Origin of the sequence: Paenibacillus sp. H1-7, from assembly GCF_022354825.1 — a bacterium.
Taxonomy (GTDB): Bacteria; Bacillota; Bacilli; order Paenibacillales; family NBRC-103111; genus Paenibacillus_S.
Genome location: NZ_CP031168.1, coordinates 7,605,898 through 7,619,761 on the forward strand (window position 1 = coordinate 7,605,898; position 13,864 = coordinate 7,619,761).

At 50.3% G+C, this 13,864-nt stretch carries 11 protein-coding genes; 1 reads left to right on the forward strand and 10 read right to left on the reverse strand.

The annotated features are described in order from the left end of the window. Nucleotides 1–77: 77 nt before the first annotated feature. The 7 genes from DVH26_RS33495 to DVH26_RS33525 all read right to left on the reverse strand — a co-directional run bounded on the left by DVH26_RS33495 (nt 78) and on the right by DVH26_RS33525 (nt 9,214). On the reverse strand, nt 78–1,133 hold the full coding sequence (locus tag DVH26_RS33495; RefSeq protein ID WP_239629950.1) for an ABC transporter substrate-binding protein: 1,056 nt from the start codon (nt 1,131–1,133) through the stop codon (nt 78–80). Between the two features lie 161 nt (nt 1,134–1,294). Continuing rightward, the gene (locus tag DVH26_RS33500; protein WP_239629951.1) at nt 1,295–2,884 is read right to left on the reverse strand and encodes a response regulator transcription factor; all 1,590 of its coding nucleotides are present in this window, start codon (nt 2,882–2,884) and stop codon (nt 1,295–1,297) included. Beyond that, the gene (locus DVH26_RS33505) at nt 2,877–4,697 is read right to left on the reverse strand and encodes a sensor histidine kinase (protein WP_239629952.1); all 1,821 of its coding nucleotides are present in this window, start codon (nt 4,695–4,697) and stop codon (nt 2,877–2,879) included. The genes DVH26_RS33500 and DVH26_RS33505 overlap by 8 nt, the downstream gene beginning before the upstream one ends. Nucleotides 4,698–4,893: 196 nt before the next feature. Continuing rightward, a complete protein-coding gene (locus DVH26_RS33510; protein ID WP_239629953.1) occupies nt 4,894–5,253 on the reverse strand; it encodes a YolD-like family protein in 360 nt (119 codons plus the stop codon). A 107-nt stretch (nt 5,254–5,360) separates the two neighbouring features. Next, complete coding sequence (locus tag DVH26_RS33515; RefSeq protein ID WP_379461794.1) at nt 5,361–5,945, reverse strand: sulfite oxidase-like oxidoreductase; 585 nt, start codon at nt 5,943–5,945, stop codon at nt 5,361–5,363. 50 nt (nt 5,946–5,995) lie between these two features. Further along, nucleotides 5,996–8,185 (reverse strand): PAS domain S-box protein, encoded by a 2,190-nt coding sequence (locus DVH26_RS33520; protein ID WP_239629954.1) that lies wholly within the window; start codon nt 8,183–8,185, stop codon nt 5,996–5,998. A 60-nt stretch (nt 8,186–8,245) separates the two neighbouring features. Further along, entirely contained in the window at nt 8,246–9,214 is a 969-nt protein-coding gene (locus DVH26_RS33525; RefSeq protein ID WP_239629955.1) for a Gfo/Idh/MocA family protein, read from the reverse strand. Nucleotides 9,215–9,391: 177 nt separating this feature from the next. On the opposite strand from DVH26_RS33525, the gene DVH26_RS33530 reads away from it, so the two are divergent. After that, nucleotides 9,392–9,955, forward strand: coding sequence for a hypothetical protein (locus DVH26_RS33530; RefSeq protein ID WP_239629956.1), 564 nt, complete (start codon nt 9,392–9,394; stop codon nt 9,953–9,955). Between the two features lie 170 nt (nt 9,956–10,125). Here DVH26_RS33530 and DVH26_RS33535 read toward each other — a convergent pair whose 3' ends face one another. From DVH26_RS33535 to sigI, 3 genes are all read right to left on the reverse strand, one after another. Next, a complete protein-coding gene (locus DVH26_RS33535) occupies nt 10,126–11,082 on the reverse strand; it encodes an aldo/keto reductase (protein ID WP_239629957.1) in 957 nt (318 codons plus the stop codon). A 319-nt stretch (nt 11,083–11,401) separates the two neighbouring features. Then, a complete protein-coding gene (locus DVH26_RS33540) occupies nt 11,402–12,991 on the reverse strand; it encodes an anti-sigma-I factor RsgI family protein (protein WP_239629958.1) in 1,590 nt (529 codons plus the stop codon). After that, a complete protein-coding gene (gene sigI / locus DVH26_RS33545; RefSeq protein ID WP_239629959.1) occupies nt 12,984–13,793 on the reverse strand; it encodes an RNA polymerase sigma factor SigI in 810 nt (269 codons plus the stop codon). Before sigI ends, DVH26_RS33540 begins: the two co-directional genes overlap by 8 nt. Nucleotides 13,794–13,864 lie beyond the last annotated feature (71 nt).

Genomic DNA, 13,864 nt, shown 5'->3' on the forward strand with positions numbered 1-13,864 from the left:
GCACTGACCTCCTGTTAGATTTGCCGTTTAAAAAAAGGTGCCTTAACCTCGAAGTAAGGCACCTTGGGATTCGTATTTTATTCTTGGCCGGTTACGATTTTGCCGAAACGTTTAATGTTCTCGTCTTTTTTAGCAGCGGCGAAATCAAAGTCGTATTGCACCAGCTTGATGTCCTTCGTCTGCGCGACGCCTTGAATCGTTTCCGCATCCTTGCGCACCGAGCGGCGCTTGAATTCCTTTTGAATCAGCGTTTGCACGTCTTTGCTGACTAGGAAATCGATGAATTGCTTGGCCTGCTCCGGATTTTTCGCTCCCTTGATGATAGCCGCTCCGTCAGGAACCGCAGAGGTGCCTTCAGAAGGATAGATGATGCCGACCTTAGCTCCGCCCTCTACGTAGCGAAGCGCCGCTTCCTCCAGGGTTACGCCAAGAGCGAATTCTTTATCGGCAACGCCTTTATATACAAGTCCCGATCCGGATAGCACTTTGCCGTCCAGGTTTTTAACGAATCTTTTAACGAAATCCCATCCCTGTTCATTTTTGCCGAAGGCCGTGAGCATAGTGATGAGCTGAGTATAGGAGGACCCGGATTTGGCCGGATCGGCGAATGCAATTTTCCCCTTCCATTTCGGATCGACCAGATCGTTCCAGCTCTTGGGCTCCTCGCCCGCTTTCACGAGCTCTTTATTGTACATGATGACCATCGGCAGCGCCGCAAACGGTGTCCATACATTGTTTTTGTCCACATATTGCGGTTCCAGATTGTCAAACTCTTTCGTTTTATACGGTTCAAAATATTGTTTATACGCCTCAAGCGAATCGGCGCCGCCGGCCCAGAAAATATCTCCAAGCGGATTGGCAGCCTCGGCTTGAACGCGCTTCAGCAAATCTCCCGTTCCGCCGGAAATCAGCTGGACCTCAATGCCCGTACGCTCCTGGAATTCCTTGATGATCGGGTTATTCACTTCCGCTGCATTCGGCGAGTACAGCGTAACTGTACCTGCTTTTTTCGCCGTGCCCGACTGCGCTCCCGCTCCATCCGCTTTTTTATCGGTTGCAGGTGATTGCCCGCAGCCCGTAATAGAGACAGCCACCAGCATGGCAGCCATAATACCGAATACCGTTTTTTTCATGTTCTTATACCCCCCGTATAATTTTAGTTTCGTCCTCGGACTCCCTGTCGATGCAGCAGCTGCAGCGATTACACTCAAAATATATCTTTTTGGTGAAACGCTTTCAATGCGACAAAATTTCATGTTTGTTGAATTTTCTGCTTCAAATAAAAAATCCCGCTTCACAGCGGGATAAACTCAATACCGAGACGCTTGCGAAACTCCGTCGGCGTCTCGCCGGTATATTTGCGGTAAATTTGGCTGAAGTACCGCGAATCCTGATACCCTACGCTGACCGCGACTTCATAGATTTTGAGCTTCGGATTCACCAGCAGCTCCTTCGCTTTCTGTACGCGCACGTTCGTCAAATATTCAAGGAAGCTGCTTCCTACATGCTGCTTGAACAGCCGGCTGAAATGGCTTTCGCTCATATGATGGCGATCGGCGATTTCCTGCAATGTAATGTCCTCGCTGTAGTGCTGGCGAATGAAAGCCTCGATCTGCTCGAAGCCTCCGCCGTCCCGGCCTTGTCCCTTGTACCGCCGCTGCCATTCGATCAGCATCCCGCGCAGCCTCGTTAATTGCCGATCGGGAGACTCGGACTCCTCGAGGGGGGACAACAGCAGCTGCGGGTCCAGGCCGATATGCTTCAGCTCCTCGTCTTTAAGCAGACTGGAATACAACGCGACAAGCCATTCAAAAAATCGTGAGCGCTCCTGTATGTCCTGGCTCAGCTGCAGCAGCCAATGGGACTTCCAGCGGGCTATGTGTTCTTCAATCGACTCCTGCGTCCCGCGTTTAATTAATTCAGTTAACGATATGTCTATCGGAGAAGGAGCTGCCGTAATCAACGAAGGTGATTCCCTATCCAGCTCATCGTACCATACCAGCGGGCTCCCTCCGCTCCAGAGCGTGCCGTAAATCGCTTGCAGCGCTTCCTCATAAGCTTGAGCAATCGTTGCCGCTCCATCGTGCAGGGTGCTGACGCCAACGGAAACGTGCCCTTCCCACATCCGGGCCAAATCGGTCAGTAGGCTGAGAACCGGAGTCATATCCGTCCGCTCTGTCGACCGGTTGGCCAGAAGAGCATAGACGGATTTTCCGATTCTCACCATCGGGAACGATGTCAGCCTTTCCACCGCGGCCGAAGCGGTCAGCCATTGCTCCGTACGGCTCGTCTTCGCCCGCTCCGCTTCGGGGATAGCCGCATTCAACAGCACAATACGGTAAGCTCCGACCGTCTTGTTATCCTGAAGGCAATATTCCTCGAACAGCTCGAATTCAAAAGTGCCCGCATGCTCCAGCATCATATCGTACAGCAGCTTTTCCATAATAAACGGTTGTCCTATCACCAGGCTTAACTCCAGACGCTCCGATTGCTCGCGGTTAGCCCGCTCCTCATCCAGCTTGGCCTTGATTCGGCCGAACACTTCCATGAGCTCGTCCGGATTCGTCGGTTTCAGTATAAAATCCGCAGCCCCGAGCTTAATCGCCTTCTGCGCGATAACAAAATCGTCAAACCCGGTCAAAAATACGATCTTCAGCTTCGGCAGCCGCTCTGTGATCCGCTGAGCCAATTCAATTCCGCTTAGCCCCGGCATGCGAATGTCGGACAGCAAAATATCGGGCTGCAAGCTCTCAATCCGTTCCAATGCGGTAATTCCGTCGCCGGCTTCCCCTACCAGCTCGCAGCCGACCTGCTCCCATGGGATGGTCTGCTTTAACCCTTCCCGTACCAGCCATTCATCCTCCACAATCATCACTTTATACATGGGTTTCCCCTCCTGGTGTCTCCATTGCCGGTATGTTGATCGTTATTATCGTGCCTGATTGCGCTTCGCTCTCGATCGAGAACCAGCCCTGCTCGCCAAAATACAGCTGTATTCTCTTAATTAAGTTTTCCAGCCCGATCCCTGTCTTTTGCTCGTTTGACGATGCGAAGCTCCCGGCCTTCATACGCTCCAATATGTCTTCGGGCATTCCGACTCCATTATCCCTTACGTGAAAAATAACCCGGTCGCCTTCAAGCAATCCTTGGATATGAAGTATGCCTTTGCCCGGCTTCATTTCAAGCCCGTGGGTAATCGCATTTTCTACCACGGGCTGCAGCAGCAGCTTCAGCGTATACAGCCGTTCCACTTCCGGCGCGATATCGATTATCGCTTCAAACTTGTCGCCGTAGCGCATTTTTTGAATAAATAAATAATTGCGGATTTGCTGCATATCCTCGCGAATAGTGATAAAAGGGTTCCCTTTGCGGATGCTGAACCGGAGAAGCTCTCCTAGCGAGATCGCCGTCCGGCTGATGTCGTCGAGCTTATGAATCCGGGCCATCCAATTGATCGAATCCAGCGCATTGTATAGAAAATGCGGGTTAAATTGAGCCTGAATCGCTTTAATCTCCGCCTGCTGAACCATCAGCTGCTTATGATACACCTCATCGATCAGCTGCTTGATCCGTTGGACCATAGCGTTAAAGCTCCGGCCAAGCTGCCCTACCTCATCTCTATATTTGGAGGTAAAGGAAACATTCAAATTGCCGCTCTCCACTAAGTACATTAACGACTTCAGCTTTCTTAGCGGACCTGTTATCGTGACGGACAACACAAACGCAAGCCAGCATGTAACGAGAACGCCGATGGCCATTACCCAGAAGGTCAAGTCGCGGATGCTCGTGCTTTCTTTGGTCAACACCGCAGTAGGAACCACGCTAATTAGCTTGAAGCCGGTGCTCTCGGATGTATCGTATATAACCATGGACGGCGCTCCGCCGCCTTCCGACCCTTGCTTGAAGAACCCTTTACTTCCCGAAAGCACTGCATTCACATAAGGCTCCGCCAGCTTCGTCCCGACTTTATGCTTGGAGGGAGTGCTGGAAATAATATAGCCGTTGCGGTCAAGAAGGAATACTTGTCCGCCTTCAGCCAATCGCGCTTTGTTATATTTGTCCGCTAAACCGCTTTCCATAATGTCGATAACGATATACCCCAGCTGCTGATTGGTGTTGATGTTCTTCAGCATTCGGCCGCTGCTCAGCACGATGCCGAAATCGTCGGTTTTTTTCATACTGTAGTGGGTATCCCAGACGACATTGCCGTCGGCGAATCTCATTTTGCGAAACAAGCCCCAATTGGGGTTGTAATCGTCGTATTGACCTGGAAGCAAATCCCCTGAGAAATACCGGTCTCCGTTCTCGCCGAGCAAATAGATCGCGATTTCCCAGCCTTTGAATCCTAAAAACGTTTCCAAAATGTCGCCTATCCGCTTTTGATCCTGATGCTTTTCCGCAAGCGGACGGTTAGGGTCCTTAGCCAGCACCTCTTGGATTTCGCGATTGCTGTACACATACATCGACAGCTGTTCGATATCTTTGACAAAATAGCTCATGCTGTAATTGACTTGAGACAAGTTTTCCAGTATGGTCCTGCATACCTGATCCCGGACGACCTGTGACGATTTGTAATACGAAAAGGCACCCAACACCGCTAGCGGCACTACGGCCAAGGGTAAAAATAACAGCAGCAATCTCTTCTGCAGGCTTGCGCCAAGTAAAGCGCCGCGCAGCTTGTGGATACCGGACTTCACTCAGGTTCACTCCTTTAGCTGTATCGTTCATGTTGCAATGACGTCCTGAATACGGTTTCATTTCGCCGAACTTTATTAAACATCAATTTATTATTAACTTGCCTGCCTGTCAATAAAGAAGATGCTATCCCAGCATTTACCGCAAATAAAAAAAATGGACTTCGAGATATATCGAAGCTCTATTTCATAGGGGAAATCATGATTTAAGGACCTCAATAACATCTGAAAAGTTGAATAGCTGCCAATCTCCCTTTGCTTCTATCTTAACGAGGTATTGATCCAGCAGTCCGGGGTAATTATCCAGTCCCGTGACGATTCCCGTTATATTTCTAGTTTCATGCTCACCATAAACCCTTACACAGACTTCAACTGCCTTTGCCTTGGAATCCCTCAGTCGCCTAAACATTTCCTGCTGCTCTTCTTCGGTCAGCACTGGCTTTCTCCATTTTTCATCCTGATCATAATAAAATACATTCTCTTCACGATACTCTGGAAGCATCATACCGGAAGATTCCCTGATTACGTTTGCTTCTGAAGTCCATTTGGCTGGTTTCATGACTTCCTCCTCATTGAAATTCGATACTACTAATATACGAACAAACGTTCTATTTTTCAAGTATAAAAAAAAGCCCAGATTTATTCATCTGAGCTTTCCTTAGTAACCTAGTCAAAATCGTACCTCTGCTCTTTGAACGGATCTCCATACATGTGATAGCCGTTCCGCTCCCAAAAGCCCGGCTTATCCTTCTCCATAAACTCAATGCCGCGAACCCATTTCGCGCTCTTCCAGAAATATAAATGCGGCACGACCGCTCGTACCGGATAGCCATGATCAGGGGTCAGCGGCTGCCCGTTATGCTTCAGACCGAAGAATGAAGTATCCCGCATAAAGTCATCCAGCGGCAGATTTGTCGTCCAGCCGTGCTCGGCGTGAAGCATGACGTATTGGGCTTCCGGCTTCAGCTTAACCCGTTTCAGGACCTCGCTGACTGCGATGCCCTCCCACTCGTTATCGAGCTTGGACCAGGTCGTCACGCAATGAATGTCGTTCGTGAACTGCTTCCGCGGCAGCTCCATGAATTGGTCGTAGCTAAGAGTAACCTCTTCCTCCACAAGCCCGAACAGGCGAAAATCCCACTTGCTCAAATCGCTGTAATACGGCACGCTGCCGTAATGCAGAACCGGAAACCCCTGAGTCAAGGTTTGCCCCGGCGGTACTCGATGCTCAATGTCCTTCATCATACTCATAAGCAACCTGCCTCCTTCGACTGGCTGTAATAGATTCGTTTATTCCCTTATTATGCCCGAACCGCTCGCCGTTCTTCCAGCTGAATATCGGACGTAGGGAAGCAGACCTCCACCGTCGTACCAACGTTTAATTGGCTGTAGATCGACATCGTCCCGCCGTGATGCTCGATGATTTTTTGGCTGATCATCAAGCCAAGGCCCGTTCCGCCCTCCTTGGTCGTAAAAAACGGCTCACCCAATCTCGGGAGCTTGTCTTCAGGTATACCGCAGCCTTCATCTATGATTTGCACTCGGGTAAAGCACTCGGAATCATCGGATAGATGGATCCGGATAACGCCTTCCTGATTCATCGCTTCGATGCCGTTTTTAATAAAATTGATGAACACCTGCTTGATTTGATTCGGGTCGCAGTATACCGGGAACAAGTCGCCCTCCGCATCCAGCTGAATGTCGATGTTTTTCATGATGGCCTGCGTCCCTATTAGAGCCTGGACCTCCTCCAGCACTTCTTTCAAATTCATGCAGCGCAAATTGGTGGTCTGAGGCTTCGACAGCATCAACAGCTCGCTGACGATCAGCTCGATCCGCTCGAGCTCTTCCTTCATAATCGCCAAATACCTTGGAAATGAATGCTCCGAATACATCATCAGCTTCACGAAGCCCTTCAGAGCCGTCAGAGGATTGCGGATTTCATGAGCTACACCTGCGGCCAACTGCCCAACGACTGACAGCTTCTCCGACTGCCGCAGCAGCTCGTCCGTCTTCTTTTGATCGGTAATATCCTTTACTACGATGTAACAACCGACGATTTGCTGCCTGATAATGATTGGAGCAGGAGTAATTAACAGATTAATAAATCGGCCGTTCTTGTGCTTAATGCTCAGGTCTTCGCGTTCGGTCATTTCCCCCTGCAAAAATTGCTCGTACCACGCCAAGGCGCGGATCAAATCGTCCGGGTGCAGCAATTCGGTAAAATGAAACTGAACCAGCTCCTGTGCGCTGTATCCCGATATGGTCTGTGCCGCCGGATTGGCGGATACGATGTAGCCTTGTCTGTCCAAGGAGATGATGCCGTCCGGGTTATACTTTTTCAAGGAAGTATACCTGTCGATCGTTTCTTCCAGCAGCTGCTGCATTTTTTGGCGTTCGGTAATGTCTTGCACGGTTCCGTGCATTTTGTAAGGCTTATTATGTAAATCGTATATTACGATTCCTTGAATATGTACGTATTTCTCGGTCGATTTGGATGTCAGGATACGGCATTCAAGGTTATACGGCTGCCCTTCCCGCGCCCGTTTTATATTATAAAGCACCATGTCCAGGTCATCAGGATGGATATAGGTAACCAACTTTTCGAATTTGCCGCAGAATACTTCGGGCTCGATGTCGCAAATACGCATCAGCTCTTCCGACCAAACCACATCGTTGGTGAGCAAATCCCATTCCCAGCTGCCGATGGATGCGATTTTTTGTGCCTCGGCCAAATTCCTTCTGCTATTTTCCAACGCCTGCTCGGTCTTAATGCGCTCGGAGATGTCGCGTCCTATGGCCAGAGTCGTTTCTACCTTGCCTTGTGCATCGCGGATAAATTTCATCGTGGTCTCGAACCAGACATAATGTCCGTCGGCATGGCGATAGCGGTAAGTGATCTTATCCGTATCGCTGTACGTTCGCCCCATCAGGTAGGCCTTATCCTCGGGATGAACATAATCCAGGTGCTGCTTCCCGACTAGCTCCTCCGGATAGTAACCGAGCAAATAGCGAACGGCAGGTGAGATGTACAGACAAACTCCCTCCGGCGAATTAAAAGAAATGATGTCCAGAGAGTGCTCGGTTATAACGGAATACAGCTGATTCGACTGCCGCTGCCGGGTCATATCCGTAAAGTGAATATAGAAGCATTGAGGATTGCCTATCTCATCACGGATTAACGACATATGCTGCGAAATCCATACCGTTCGCCCGGATTTGTGCCAATAGCGAACTTCCAGGGAGCAGGAAGTGCTCCCTCCCTCCAGCATGTCCTGAACAAGCTGATCGGCAATTAACAGGTCCTCCCGGCGGGCTATCGTTCGATAATCCAACGAACTAAGCTCATCCTCATCATATCCGAGCATGTTGCACAGTGCCCGGTTCACCTTGGCCCATTCACCATGGACGGATGCAATAGCGATACCGATAGGTGCATGCAAGAACGCATTTGCATAAAAAGAAGGGTGATCCGGATGCAATGAATACATAAAGCATGACGCCTCCTTAGCTTATCCAACAGTTACCAGTAATCGGTATTCGAAATGCGGTCATTGCGTATGTAAGTTTAACCTTTCTACCAGCTTATGAGAAGGAAGCGTCAGATCCGCTTTTATCGTGCAAGACAAAGGCTCGCTCAAGCTATCGAGAAAATGAGCGATCACGCCGGCAAAGCCGCGCCGATGAAGAATCGTATCCCAGCTGCCGAATCCGCCTGCCCTCGGCTGAGCCTCTTTCTCCATCCATACGGCCGATTCCATATTGACCACCTCGGCCGAACGCCCGGCTCCATGCAGCTCGAGCTTCTCCAAGTCCGCTCCTGCACGCCGCGACATGCTGAATTGCCCCGTTCGAGCAATCTCCACTGCCCCGCCTTCGGCTCCCGCTCCAGCTCCGTCAAACACGAGGCTCCCGGAGCCCAAAATCAGCCTGCCTTCCTCGTCGGCCTGCTCAACGTAATGCAAATCCTTATACGAAGTGCCGCCCAGCCACAGCAGCAGATCGAGCATATGGATCAGGTCGTCGTACAGCGTATGCTTGGCGCTATGCAGCTGCAGCTTGGTCCGGTGCTTGACGACCGTGCACAGGTCGAAGCCCCCTGCCTCCTCGACCCATCGTTTGGCCTGCTGATACAGCGGCGCAAAACGGCGGTTGAAGCCTACCGCAAGCAGCAGTCCCCGCTCCAGCGCGAGCTGCGCCATAGCCTCGGACTCCCTGTAGTCGTACGATAACGGCTTGTCCACATAAACGGGAACACCATGACGCAAGCAGTCCATGACAATCTCATAGTGAGTTTCCGTAGGGCTATGAACGAACACCGCGTCGGGCTCTTCCGCCAGTAATGCTGTCAATGTATCGTATCTTCCTTTGATCCGGTACTGGTCCGCCACCGCCTCCACGGTAGACAGCCTCCGGCTGCAAAGCCCTACTATATCCACACGGCTGTCGGCGGACAGCAGCGGCAAGTATACTTTTTGCGCTATATCGCCGAGCCCGATGATGCCTATACGTCTCTTCAAGCGGATGAACCTCCTCGGCTGTAGTAAATATTCGGTTCCGGCCGATGTCTCTACAAAAATTTGACATACCGGCGACTAGCAAAGCGCTTTAATTTGACATCGCCCTTATGGTAGAATAGGAATATTGCAAAATGTGTTCGCTTCATCATTTTTCTTTCCATCTGGGGGATGGCTAACTTGTCGAAAAAAAACATATGGATGTTTGTAACTTCCATCATCCTTTTTGCCGTATTACTGGGACTATCGGCCCTGCTGCAGGAAGAAATGCTGATTTACGCGGCTAGTGCAGTGCCCATACTGATTGTTTTATTTTTGCCCGATGCCAAAAGATATCAATATATTCGCGGCCGCAACCGTAACGTCTCGATATATAAACAAGGCGACGGAGAAGAAGCGATTCTGGTCATTGCGTTTCAACCCGGCTTTCTGCGCTGGAAAACAGGCATGGCGTACTTCCATCTGAAAGACATTGCTTCCGAACCGCAGCATGGAGGAGCCGCGCAGCAGAATGCAGCGACGATCCCCGTCCTCGCGTTTGACTTGTCGGCGCATCACCGCAAGACCGGCTGGATCGGTATTAATCTGACACAGCTGGCGTCGAGAACCGCTAATATGTCCTTCACAACGGACGAAGTGAACCGTCTTGTCATTCCAATGAAAGACCTTGAGGAAACAGCGCTTACGATGATGTCATCGTCGGCAACCGCTTCCCAAAACAAGAGTAAGAGCATCTCCGCATAATTTCGGCATCATCCTTTGCCTTTCCTGCTGCCCGCGCTTCATGCGCGAGGCAGCATTTTATTTTATACGACTCCCATGTAAGACGGCACCATGATGATATCCCGCGTTACTGTATTGCAGCAATACAGTAATTTAGCTAGAGAGAATGTCCGAGATATCCGTCATCAAGCTTATGCAAAATAGGACGCCGCTTCTTGTACCACTTTCTGCATAGGCAAGTGATACGGGCATTTCTCCTCACAAAGCGGCTTCTCTCTACAGGGCTCATAGTCGGCACACGACATAATAGGCTCTTTCATCCGCTGATAGAAGCCGTCGCCTTTCGGCAGCAGTCCCAAGCTTTTGCGTACTTGGCTCGATATCATGATGTCCGGGATCGTAACTCCGATCGGACAGGAGCAGTAATTGCATCTGCGGCAGTTGTGGGCTCCGAGCTCCAGAGCCATCGCTTCCAGCTCCTTGCGTTCCTCCGCCTCTACCTCAAGCTCCATGGCTGCAAGGTTCTGCTTCACCTCGTCGACGCTCACCATGCCCGAAATGATGACATTTACATCCTGGCTGTATGGATAGCGGATCGCCTTCTCAACCGGCTGGATGAATCCTCCGGACAAAGGCTTCATAGCTACCTTACCCATCCCCATTTTCGTAGCCATCGGAATCAGCTCGTCCAGAGCGAACGGCTGCGCCAGGTTCAAGTGGAACAAGACTTGATCGAAATCGCCCTTGCTGACCCATTTAGCCAGCAGCTCCGGACGATGTCCCGTAATCCCTATAAATCGCACCTTGCCCGCTTCTTTCATTTCCAGCGCCGCGCGGTACGATCCGTTCTCTTCCATTGCCAGCTTATATTCGCTTACATAGTTGACATAGTGTATTTGCAGCAGGTCGATGACATCGGTTTTCATCCTGGCCAGACTGCGTTCTATCTCTTCCTTAGCCGAAGCATAGTCCCGCTTCCCCGTCTTCGTAGCCAGAAAAAACTCCGAACGCCGATGAGATATCGTCTCGCCGATAATTTCCTCGCTGTTGCGGTAGCCGGCGGCGGTATCAATGTAGTTAATCCCGTGGTCCAGCGCGTAATTCAAGGCATCTCCCGCCTGCTGCAGCGGCACTCCTGGCAAATTCATTGCTCCAAATCCTAAGGCGGACACCCGATGGCCGGTTTGCCCAAATTGGCTGTACCTCATTGTTATTTCTCCCCTCGTCCCATGAAAGTTTATAATTATCAAAAAGCCTCTGATCGAAGCTGGAAAGAACTTATTTCAAGTACCTATTTTATCATAACCCCGCGGCCCCGTCATGACAGCGTTTTAAAAATTCACAAGAAAAACGCACGGTTACGCCTCTTTGTAAATAATGGATTCATTTTCCAATAAATATATTACGGGAAATCCGCTCGAAGCTATGAGAAAAACACGGAAGCCGTATGGCAACCGTGTTCTCGTATTAACGACGTCTGTCATTGTTGTCGTTATCGTTTCTATCGTTACTGTCTCTTTGGTTATCGGACGATTTCTTGCCGTTATCGTCCTTCGAGTCCTCTTTCTTGTTGTCCTCGGCTTTCTTCTCTTGTTCCTTCTTGCGCTCTTCCTCTTTCTTCTTCTCGGCCAGATTCTTCTGTTCTTCTACTCGCTTGGCTTCTTCCCGCAAGCGCTCCTCTTCGGCTCGCTTGCGGTCATCCTCCTTTTTGGCGTCATCCTTTTTCGGAGGCGGGGTTGGAGTGACCTTCGGTGGGACGTCATTTTTTTTGGTGTCGTTATTCTTGCTGTCGTCCCGCTTGTCGTCCTCTTTATTCCGGTCGTCACCGCGATCGTTCTTGTTGTCGCTGCCCGGACGGGAAGTGCCGGGAGTTGGGGTTCCCGGCTTCGAAGGAGGCGTACTTGCTCCAGGCCTTACAACCGGAACGGATGTGCCGGGCCTGTTCGTACTGCTGGAAGATGACGGCTTCTTGTCGTCCTTGCGGTCGCTGTCCTTGTCATCATCGTCTTTATCGTTTCTATTGTTCTTATCGTTATCTCTGCTGTTCGTACCGGTGTTATTTCTGTTGTTATTGCTGTTATTGCTGTTATTGTTGTTATTGCCATTGTTGCTGACGCTTGACGTGGTTGACGAGCCGTTCGTTCCCGGCTTTTTCGCATCGTTCTTGCTGCTGCTGGCCGATTTGGTATCCTGCTCCTTTTTCTTCTCCTGGAGCTTCTTATCCAATTCGCCGGACCGCTCTTCCTCGATCCATTTCCGGATATCCGACTTTGTAGGCGTCTTGTCGGGCTGTACGACCGCGGTCTTGTTTTCCGGATTGTTTTTGACGATCTGGTGGATCGACTCCTTTTTCAGGTCGTCGATTTTCACATCGATCCCGTTGCTCTTCGCATTCAGATAGACCGTGTATTTCCCCATGGATACGCCGCTTTTGCTCGCTTCCTCACGCACCTCCTGAGGCGCAGCGAAAGCTTCGACCTGATACGAGCTTACTTGTTCGGGATGTGTCAGCTTAATATGGTCGGTTACTTGCTGCCGCAGCTTCTCGGCGATTTGCGCATCGTTCACGCTGCTCTTCTCTGTTACTACGGAGCTTGCAATGACAATGCTCGCTTCACCTTTGGCCAGCGACTTCTGTTCCGCCTTATCCAGTAGCGACGCTGTCACATTCTCCAATGTTTTCCCCTTGTAGTTTACCTCTTGTATTAATGCCGATCCATCATCATTTAGTCCTCGAAGCTCAAGCACTTGCTCCTTTTCATCGATTCCCATCTCAACGGAAGGATTGATGTCCAGCGATACATAGGCAACGACTTCGGAGCTGCCCAGTCTGCCGGCGAAGCTGGCAAACAAGACTAGGCAGAACACGACCGCCGCGACAAATGCGGATCGGCCGGCTACGGACGGACTGCGCCAGTTTACACCGCTCTGGGCGTAAATGATTTCCTCACCGATTTCGCAAGAGCGATTTTTCCGGGAAATCTTGTCAAACTTGCCATCCTGGCGCATTACAATAATGCTTCTATCCGTCATCTCCATGACGATGCCTTTATTCATTGACTATCCCCCCTTCGACTGCATCATCTTTAATATGTAAGTAATCACGGAGATATGGATAAGGCCCGTTATAAATTAATGCCACAGCAATGATGAATTTGCGGTTACGTTCCAATGTCTTCCGGGACACCTCCACCATGTCCAAAAGTTCCTTGATAGGCAGCATTCGCTTCGACAGCATCGTTCTCATTAAATCCGGATCTTCCGAAAGCTGCTTGCCAATACCGAATAGCGCTTGCCTGGAGTCGTCATGCTTTGGGGACGCATCTACCAAATCCGCAAATTGAATGCCAAAATCAGCCAGGCATCGGTTTAAATCCAATATTTCGCTGCGGCGCTCCTCCATTCCTTTTTGCTTTTCGTACTGCTCGATCGCCTGGTGAATTTCCACCGGGTTCACGACGTTATCCTCCTCGTCCTCCACCTCAAACATGCTGTAAGGGATTTGCTGCGAGAAGCGCTGCTCCTTACGGACATAGTCAATTAAACGGCGCCGGATGACCTGCTCGGCAAAACCGAGAAAAGACCGACCCGCCTGGGGAGAGAACTGGTTAACGGCTTCGTTGAATGCACCCAGAGCAATGCTGAATTCATCATCTCTTGCCGGGTCAACATATCTTTTGCAAAAACGGCTTGTCACCTTTGCGACATACGGCTGATAGTCCGTAATGAACTGATTGCGCAGGCGCAAGTCACCCTCTTGAATACGAATCACAAGTTGCTCAGGCGATTGCGAATCCGATGTTTCAGGGTGGTGAGACTGGCGTTTTCCGAGAAATCTCTTAAATAAAACGAGCAGCAATCGTTCCACCTCACACTATATTTTTTCGCTATTATCATCAGTATTTACGGGGGTCGGCTGTTGCCTCCCCA

Excerpts from the sequence above, each read along its gene's own strand:
- DVH26_RS33495 (WP_239629950.1), bottom strand. The coding sequence starts at position 1,133 with ATGAAAAAAACGGTATTCGGTATTATGGCTGCCATGCTGGTGGCTGTC.
- DVH26_RS33500 (WP_239629951.1), bottom strand. The coding sequence starts at position 2,884 with ATGTATAAAGTGATGATTGTGGAGGATGAATGGCTGGTACGGGAAGGG.
- DVH26_RS33510 (WP_239629953.1), bottom strand. The coding sequence starts at position 5,253 with ATGAAACCAGCCAAATGGACTTCAGAAGCAAACGTAATCAGGGAATCT.
- DVH26_RS33515 (WP_379461794.1), bottom strand. The coding sequence starts at position 5,945 with ATGAGTATGATGAAGGACATTGAGCATCGAGTACCGCCGGGGCAAACC.
- DVH26_RS33520 (WP_239629954.1), bottom strand. The coding sequence starts at position 8,185 with ATGTATTCATTGCATCCGGATCACCCTTCTTTTTATGCAAATGCGTTC.
- DVH26_RS33535 (WP_239629957.1), bottom strand. The coding sequence starts at position 11,082 with ATGAATTTGCCAGGAGTGCCGCTGCAGCAGGCGGGAGATGCCTTGAAT.
- DVH26_RS33540 (WP_239629958.1), bottom strand. The coding sequence starts at position 12,991 with ATGAATAAAGGCATCGTCATGGAGATGACGGATAGAAGCATTATTGTA.